The organism is Paracoccus sp. (in: a-proteobacteria) (assembly GCF_046462195.1).
Taxonomy (GTDB): Bacteria; Pseudomonadota; Alphaproteobacteria; order Rhodobacterales; family Rhodobacteraceae; genus Paracoccus.
In genome coordinates, this window is sequence record NZ_JBKGUN010000005.1 from 1 (window position 1) to 5,686 (window position 5,686).

Annotated in this window: 8 protein-coding genes and 1 pseudogene; 1 reads left to right on the forward strand and 8 read right to left on the reverse strand. The window is 62.4% G+C overall.

The window, feature by feature from the left end; genetic code table 11:
- The 7 genes and pseudogenes from ACLHHB_RS00230 to phnG all read right to left on the reverse strand — a co-directional run.
- Positions 1–119: pseudogene (locus tag ACLHHB_RS00230) on the reverse strand (phosphonate C-P lyase system protein PhnL); the annotation flags it as partial.
- 4 nt (positions 120–123) lie between these two features.
- Positions 124–882 carry a phosphonate C-P lyase system protein PhnK gene (gene phnK / locus ACLHHB_RS00235; protein WP_410216269.1) on the reverse strand — a complete coding sequence of 253 codons (759 nt, stop codon included), beginning with the start codon at positions 880–882 and terminating at the stop codon, positions 124–126.
- An 11-nt stretch (positions 883–893) separates the two neighbouring features.
- On the reverse strand, positions 894–1,754 hold the full coding sequence (locus ACLHHB_RS00240) for an alpha-D-ribose 1-methylphosphonate 5-phosphate C-P-lyase PhnJ (RefSeq protein ID WP_410216262.1): 861 nt from the start codon (positions 1,752–1,754) through the stop codon (positions 894–896).
- Positions 1,751–2,347, reverse strand: coding sequence for an HAD family hydrolase (locus tag ACLHHB_RS00245; protein ID WP_410216263.1), 597 nt, complete (start codon positions 2,345–2,347; stop codon positions 1,751–1,753). The genes ACLHHB_RS00240 and ACLHHB_RS00245 overlap by 4 nt, the downstream gene beginning before the upstream one ends.
- Positions 2,344–3,423 (reverse strand): carbon-phosphorus lyase complex subunit PhnI, encoded by a 1,080-nt coding sequence (locus tag ACLHHB_RS00250; protein ID WP_410216264.1) that lies wholly within the window; start codon positions 3,421–3,423, stop codon positions 2,344–2,346. The genes ACLHHB_RS00245 and ACLHHB_RS00250 overlap by 4 nt, the downstream gene beginning before the upstream one ends.
- Positions 3,423–3,986 (reverse strand): phosphonate C-P lyase system protein PhnH, encoded by a 564-nt coding sequence (gene phnH / locus ACLHHB_RS00255; protein ID WP_410216265.1) that lies wholly within the window; start codon positions 3,984–3,986, stop codon positions 3,423–3,425. Before phnH ends, ACLHHB_RS00250 begins: the two co-directional genes overlap by 1 nt.
- Positions 3,983–4,450: a phosphonate C-P lyase system protein PhnG gene (gene phnG / locus ACLHHB_RS00260; protein ID WP_410216266.1), complete on the reverse strand. Its 468-nt coding sequence runs from the start codon at positions 4,448–4,450 to the stop codon at positions 3,983–3,985. The genes phnH and phnG overlap by 4 nt, the downstream gene beginning before the upstream one ends.
- A gap of 87 nt (positions 4,451–4,537) precedes the next feature.
- On the opposite strand from phnG, the gene phnF reads away from it, so the two are divergent.
- Entirely contained in the window at positions 4,538–5,254 is a 717-nt protein-coding gene (gene phnF, locus ACLHHB_RS00265) for a phosphonate metabolism transcriptional regulator PhnF (protein WP_410216267.1), read from the forward strand.
- Between the two features lie 3 nt (positions 5,255–5,257).
- Here the strand turns inward: phnF and ACLHHB_RS00270 are convergent.
- Positions 5,258–5,686, reverse strand: a 429-nt coding sequence (locus tag ACLHHB_RS00270; protein ID WP_410216268.1) for a chloramphenicol acetyltransferase, incomplete at its 5' end; no start/stop codon positions are given.

Genomic DNA, 5,686 nt, shown 5'->3' on the forward strand with positions numbered 1-5,686 from the left:
ACCAAGGCCACGCATTCGCCGGCGTCTACATGAAGGTTCACTCCGCTCATGACATGGATGATCGCGCCGCCTTGGTTGTGCAACGTGAAGGACTTCGAAAGATCTTGGACATGGATCATGGCATCAAACCTGCAAGACCGAAGACACGAGAAGCTGCGTATAGGCATGCTGCGGATCGTCCAGAACCTGATCGGTCAGCCCCTGTTCGACCACGCGCCCGGACTTCATCACCATCAGCCGGTCAGCCAGCAGACGTACCACCGCCAGATCGTGGGTAACGACAATCACCGACAGCCCCATGTCGCGCACCAGACCACGCAACAGGTCCAGCAGCCGGGCTTGGACGCTGACGTCGAGCCCACCCGTGGGTTCGTCCATGAACACAAGGCGCGGCGCAGTGACAAGATTTCGGGCAATCTGCAGCCGCTGCTGCATGCCCCCCGAAAAGGCACTCGGGCGATCGTCCACCCGGTCCTCGTCAATCTCGACCCGGCCAAGCCAGTCAACGGCAGCGGAGCGGATATGCCCGTAATGGCGATGGCCGGCGGCCATCAAGCGTTCACCCACATTGGCGCCTGCGCTGACGCCCATTCGAAGACCATCGCGCGCATGTTGATGGACATAAGCCCATTCCGTACGCGCCAGCCTGCGCCGATCGGTTTCGGCCATGGCCAGCACATCCCGCCCATCGTACATGACCGATCCGGCATCGACCGGCTGATGCCCCGCCAGGCAAGACAGCAGCGTCGATTTGCCCGAGCCGCTTTCGCCGACAATGCCCAACACCTCCCCCGGATAAAGCTCGAAGCTGACATCCATGCAGCCGATGCGGGAACCATAGCGCCGCTCGAGGCTGGTTACGGTCAGGATCGGGGTGTCCATCATGACGTCTCTCATGCCGCTTCCCCGGCCAGGCGTCCCCGATGGCCGACGTCTCGGCGGCGGCTGCAATAGTCGGTGTCCGAGCAGACGAACATTCGCCCCCCTGCGTCGTCGATGATCACCTCGTCCAAGTAGCTGTCGCCCGCGCCGCACAGGTCGCAATCGTGATCAGGCTTGCTGGCCTGGAAAGGATGATCCTCGAAATCCAGGCTGACCACTTGGGTATAGGGGGGCAGGGCGTAGATACGCTGCTCGCGCCCCGCCCCGAACAGCTGAATCGCCGGGCATTCTGACAGTTTGGGATTGTCGAATTTTGGAATGGGCGAAGGGTCCATGACATACCGCCCCTCGACCGTGACGGGATAGGCATAGGAGGTAGCAATCTCGCCGTGCCGGGCAATGTCCTCGTAAAGCTTCACATGCATGAGTCCGTATTCCTCCAGCTCGTGCATTTTCCGAGTCTCGGTTTCTCGCGGTTCAAGAAACCGCAAGGGCTCGGGAATGGGAACCTGATAAACCAGGATCTGGTCCTCGCTCAGTGGCGTCTCGGGGATACGGTGGCGGGTCTGGATCAATGTCGCCGCAGTCGTCGCCTCGGTCACGGCGACGCCTGCAGTACGCTGAAAAAATTTGCGGATGCTGACGGCGTTCGTTGTGTCGTCAGCGCCTTGATCGATGACCTTCAGCCGGTCGTCGGGTGTCAGGCAGGCTGCTGTCAGCTGGACACCGCCCGTGCCCCAGCCGTAGGGCATTGGCATCTCGCGACTGGCGAAAGGGACTTGGTAGCCGGGTATTGCCAGTGCCTTCAGGATGGCGCGTCTGATCATTCGCTTGGTCTGCTCATCCAGATAGGCGAAATTGTAGTCACTCATAGCAGTCCCCGTTCGATCAGGTCCCGTTCCAGTGACAAGGCATCAGTGAAGTGATGCACAGTCATCCCCGCAGCCAAAGCGCCTGCAACATTTGACCCGCTGTCATCGATGAACAGGCAGTCTTCTGGCGAAACACCCGCTCGGTCACACAGCAAGGCAAAGATACGGGGATCGGGTTTGACGATGCCTTCGATGCCGGAGACCAGGGTGACGCCGAATGCCGAGGCCAGGCGCGGATGTATGGCCAACCCCTGAGCCCACGTCTGCGCCGACCAATTTGTGATGGCGTGGAGGGTATGACCCCGTTGCTGCAGCCGGTCCAACAGCGTCCAGGTATCCTCAACAGGATCAGCGATCGAAGCCGCATAGCCCGGTAGATAAGCGGCAAAAAGCGCGCGGTCCTGCATGTTCGGGATCTCCGCCGCCAGGTCCTCAAAGCGCTCGCCCGCATCGGCGCGCAGGTTCAACGCGTAGAAGTCCACACGGTCAAGGAAGGTCAGCACAGTCTTTCGGTGGCCCAGCAGTGGCAGGAAGGGAGCGACGGGATCCCACCGGACCAGCACGTTGCCGATATCAAAGACGACGGATTTCACCCGACAACCTCCTGTAGTGCGCTCTGCACCTCAGCCCGCAATCGGCGTACAAGCTCCAGTTCCGCCTGGAAATCAACGTAATGGGGCAACTTGATGTGCTCCAGGAACCCGGTCGCCTGGATGTTGTCGCAATGAGACAGAACGAACTCTTCGTCTTGCGCGGGAGCGCCGACGAAGTCCTCTCCCAGTTCTTTCCAACGCAGGGCGCGATCCACCAGACTGACGGCGATGGCCTTGCGCTCTGATTGGCCGAAGATCAGCCCATAGCCGCGTGTGAACTGCGGAGGCTCGGTTCGTGAACCCTTGAACTGGTTAACAGTTTCGCACTCGGTCAGCTCGATGTCACCGATCTCGATCGTCAGGTTCAGCTCTGGGATTTCCATCTCGACGGGGACGCGGCCGATGCGTAGTTCTCCGACGAACGCATGGGTTCGCCCGTAACCGCGTTGCGTGGAATAGGCCAGCGAGAGGATGAAACCCTCATCTGCCCTCGCGAGCGCCTGCAGCCGCAGCGCCCGGCTGGAGGGTGTTTCCAGTGGTTCGCGCGTCAGGTCCGGGGCAGGACTGTCGTCACGGGGCGCTGCTTCGATCAGGCCGTCGCGATCAAGGATTTGCGTCACATGCGGGACTGCGGCGTCGTCAGCGACTCCAAGGGGCGCGGGATCGATGGCTGCGGTTTCAGCAAAATCCAGCAGGCGATGGGTATAGTCAAACGTTGGTCCCAGCACCTGTCCGCCGGGAAGGTCCTTGAACGTGGCTGACACGCGCCGATCCACAGCCATGGCACCTGTGTCCACGGGTAGTGAGTTGCCGAGGCGCGGCAGCGTGGTGCGATAGGCGCGGATCAGGAAAACAGCCTCGATCAGGTCGCCTCGCGCTTGCCGGATCGCCAGCGCAGCAAGATCGGGATCATACAGTGACCCTTCGGCCATCACCCGGTTCACGGCCAGTGTCATCTGGCTGCGAATCTGGTCAACCGACAGCAACGGCAGATCCGGATTACCGCGCCTTTCCTCGGCCAGCCAGGCATGGGCATTGTCGATGGCGCGTTCGCCACCCTTCACGGCGACATACATTACGAGTTCTCCACGATGGTGCTGCGCGGCAGGCAGGCCAGCTGATCGCCACAGGTGAAGATGAAATCCAGTCCTCGTGGAAAAAGTGCTCGGTTGGCTTGGAAGGGCGCGATCTCGGGCAGCGACAGCCATGCATGAGTACAGATACCGGGGCCGGTCAGGCGTGGGCCTTCTGCCTCCAATTGGTCCAGCTCAACAATCAGGGTGGCAGAGCGGTCGGGGTAGTCAGGCAGACCAGCGGGATACCGGTCGAGCGACCCGAGGTGCGACCAAGGGCCAAAGGCCAGTGTCGCTGCCTCTGGAGCGGCAAGGGGACACCCGGCGTGGAACCGCAACCACTCGCGGACTGTCGTGTTGTCTGCGGGACCGGCCAGATGAAGTGGCGTTGTCGGATCGGCCAGCAGTAGCAGGACAGTACCTGCCGCTGTGCCAAGGGGTGCTGGGGGCATGGCACCTGCCAATGTGTAGATCGAGCCCGGTCGGGCCATGGCCTGCATCAGGACGCGAAATCCCGCAGCGGATTGCTGGGCCGGCTCGGTGAAGCCGCCGCTCAGAATGCTCATGCGTTCTCACCTCGCTGCATGGTAAAGAACTCGACACGCGTCGCAGCGGCCTTGGCGGCGCGGGTATCGCGCGCGGCCTTGGCCTCGGCCCGCAGGAGATCCAGCAAAGGCGCCAATTGTGTGGCGCGATCGGTCTGCATCAGCGCGTCGACGATGGCCGCGCGCCGCGCATGGGCATGTGACCGCCCCTGCACGTGGCCATGTCCGACGGTCCCGCATTCCAGGCGGACGGCACAGCGGGTCACCGTCATCTCGCCGATGTTGAACGGCGCCCCCGTGGCGCTGACACGGCCCTGTACCATCACTGTTCCGGTTTCCGGAGCACGTAGCAGATCGTGGTCCGGCAGCTCGGGAAGGACACCAGCCAGCTCGGCGGGAGCAGAACGAGCCAGCAGGGATAGCCAGTCGCGTCGGGCGTTGTTGGAGGCAACTTCGGCGGCGGGATGGTCGGAGGGTGCAGACATCTTGCGGATCTGTCCTGCTTTCTATACAACTAGACAGGTGGTACCGTGCTTCCGTCCAATGCTCAACTGAAAGCCTGTGAATTTTCCATGACAGCCGATCCGACGCGCACCGCCCTGTGGAAATCCATCGCTCAGAGCCTGCGCACCGAGATCATCAACGGGCATTATCCGCCAGGCGAGCGTCTTCCGTCCGAAGCGCAACTTTCCAGCCGTTTCGGGGTCAATCGGCACACCGTGCGTCGCGCCTTGGCGCAACTGGTAGAAGCCGGGCTGGTACAGCCTCGGCGCGGTGCAGGAGTCTTCGTGATCGGCCGGCCCGCCGATTACGCGCTTGGGCGTCGGGTGAGGTTCTCGCAGAACCTTGCGGCGCAAGGGCGAACAGGCTCCCACGCCTTCACCCGGCTCGAGACGCGCCCTTGCGATGCGGCGGAGGCGCAGGCACTGGACCTGACGCTTGGCGATCCGGTCCATGTGATCGAGGGGCTGTCGCTGGCCGATGACCAACCGCTGGCCTTGTTTCGTTCCGTACTACCCGGTTGGCTGGATGGTTTTCTCGATCATGCGGGGCGACTGCAGTCTATCACGGCAGCTCTCACCGCCTGCGGAATTGCGGACTATACCAGGGCGAGCACGCGCATCACTGCCAAGCTGGCAAGTTCCACGCAGGCGGCGAGCTTGCGGATCCCGCGAGGTTCGCCCATCCTGCGTTCGGACGCGCTCAATCGCGACGATAGCGGGCGCCTGATAGAGATAGGCCGGACATGGTTCGCGGGTGACCGTGTGGCGCTGGTGTTAACCGACTGACCGTCAGCCATACTTGGCAACAAAGGCTTGGGCCGTCATGCAGCGGAAGTCCGGCAGGCGGGTGCGCAGGGTCTCATGATCCCACTCCCACCACGCCAGATCAAGAAGCCGCGTGGCGGTGGCGTCGTCAAAGCGCATGCGCAACGGTCGCGCCGGGCAGCCCGCGACAATCTGGAAGGGGGCCACATCGTGGGTCACAACTGCGCCTGCCGCGACGATGGCACCCGTGCCGATGGTGATTTCCGGTTTGATGATGGCGCCATGCCCGATCCAGCAATCGGGTCCAAGCACCGCACGCCGCGCCGTTCGGGTGGCGAAGAATTCGGCGTCATCCTCGGTATTTTCGAAATAAGCAGCCGAGCGATACAGGAAATGATGCTGGGCGGCGTTCTTCCAAGGATGATCGGTAGGCCCGATCCGGGTCATGGCTGC